This is a genomic window from Ideonella sp. P3_A4, from assembly GCF_056403075.1.
Window position 1 is genome coordinate 1 of the sequence record NZ_JBFUGE010000899.1, and the last position, 1,915, is coordinate 1,915.

General features: G+C 65.8%; 2 protein-coding genes. Both read right to left on the minus strand.

Annotation, left to right across the window (positions count from 1 at the left end; all coding sequences use genetic code 11):
- Positions 1-1,386, minus strand: a 1,386-nt coding sequence (locus AC1DYI_RS34205; RefSeq protein WP_477208555.1) for an FAD-binding oxidoreductase, incomplete at its 3' end; no start/stop codon positions are given.
- Positions 1,387-1,488: 102 nt separating this feature from the next.
- On the minus strand, positions 1,489-1,915 hold a 427-nt coding region (locus AC1DYI_RS34210; RefSeq protein ID WP_477208556.1), incomplete at its 5' end, for a sensor histidine kinase.

The window sequence follows — 1,915 nt, forward strand, 5'->3', positions numbered from 1 at the left end:
CCGGTCATGCGGGTCGTGGCGGTGCTTGGCGGCCAGAAAGGCCGGCATCGCCGGGTAGGCTTGCAGCACCTGCTCGCGCGTGGCGTAGCGGTGGTAGGTGAGGAAGAAGCTTCCGCCCAGCGACAGCGCCACATCCACGAGACGGCGAAAGGCCTCGGCCGTTCGCTCCAGCCCCGCGCTGGTGTGCTGGGTGCGCAGGTTGAAGATCACGCAGGCCCAATCGCCCTTGGCCCAGGGCAGGAAGCTCGTCGCATCTTGCCGGATCGCCCGGATCGTTCCGTAGATCACTTCCACGTCCACGTGCCGCAGCACCTGAGCCGCCCCTTCCATGAAGCTCACGAGGCTGTCGTGCGGTATGTAATGTTCGCCGATCACCAGCGTTTCGGTGACGGCGTCTTCTGACGAGCCGGTCGCCGCCAGGAATTCGGGATACGACGGCAGGTAGGTGCTGAGCTGCATCGTGTCAGCCCAATAGGCCTGCCCATGTGTGCCGAGATAGTGCTGGGCATAGCGCACGAAGGCGGCGGCCTTGTCATCGTGCGCGAGGCGCAACAGTCGCGTCCAGTCATCCGCTGTCAGGTCTGAGCGGCCATCGTCGAGGTCTTGCCCATCGCCGGACGGCGCATCGATCGGCTCATAGCAGGCGAGCACGCCGCGCTGCAGGAATGCGGGGTCGTGTGCATCGATGACGAACTGAAAATCACCATACAGACACCCTTGCTCGATGCGTCGACGAACGACGTGCATCGCGTCTCGCAGCTCGAGGATGTCCACCAGGCRTTTCACGCGGCGGCGCGGCGTGAGCCGCAGCGTGGCCGCATAGACGATGCCGAACAGACCGTAGCCTCCGACGGCCAGCGAGAAGAGCTCCGGATTCTGGCTGCGACTGCACGGAAGCAGCTGGCCATTGGCGTCGACGAGACTCAGGTCTTCAATGTCCTCCACGAGTGGTGCCATCTGCAGACCGCGGCCGTGTGCGTTGGCGCCAATCGAGCCACCGAGCGTCACGTCGTCGACGCCCGTCTGCTTCTGCCGAATGGCCCACTGGCCTCCGCCGGGCGCGCACATGCGCCGCGTGGCAGCAATGATGGCGGGCCACATCGCGCCGGCTTCGATTCGAAGCAAACCGTGCTCGTCGTCAGTCGCCAGCACGGCGGTCAGTGCCGTCGTGTCCACATGGATCTCGTTGCCGGCGAATTGCTGCGCCCCCATGGCGTGGCGACCGCCACCTACGCTCAGTCGGTTTCCGTCTCGCGCCGCGCAACGAACGACCTCCTGCAGCGCGGATAGATCGGCTGGTCGGACGACGCGGCGAACGTCGGTCGGGTTGAGCCGGGAGTGAACGTCATTGAGGATGGGCATGAGGCGACCAAGAGCTGAGACCATACGGTCGCACATCGGCCATGCGAACCTTCCAGATGGACGGCACGAGTATCGCCGAAGGATACTGAACGTAGCTTTCCTCGGTACCCGGCGAGTCGCATGCAGTCATTCATCGCCGGCAGCGACAACGCCCTGGCCTGGAGAACCGCTGGCATCCGCAACCGGCAGACTCAGCCGCGCCATCAATCCCCCGCCCTCGCGGTTGATGAGCCGAAGGTCGCCGCCATGGTCGCGCGCAATGCGGCGTGCAATGCCAAGGCCGAGCCCCGAGCCTTCGCGGTAGGCCTCGCGGCCGTGCTCAAGCCGCACATAGGGCTCGAAGATTTCTTCCAGTGAGTCTTCGGGCAAGCCGGGCCCCTGGTCGCGGATCTCGATCGTGGCCTGCCCACCCTCCACCACTGCGCTGATCTCGATGCGGCCGCCATAGCGCAGGCCGTTGTCGATCAGGTTGCCGAGCGCGCGGCGAAGCGCCAACGGCCGCGCCGTCACGCTGATGGGCGGCACCTCCAGCGTAATCGGCGCACCGCTGGCC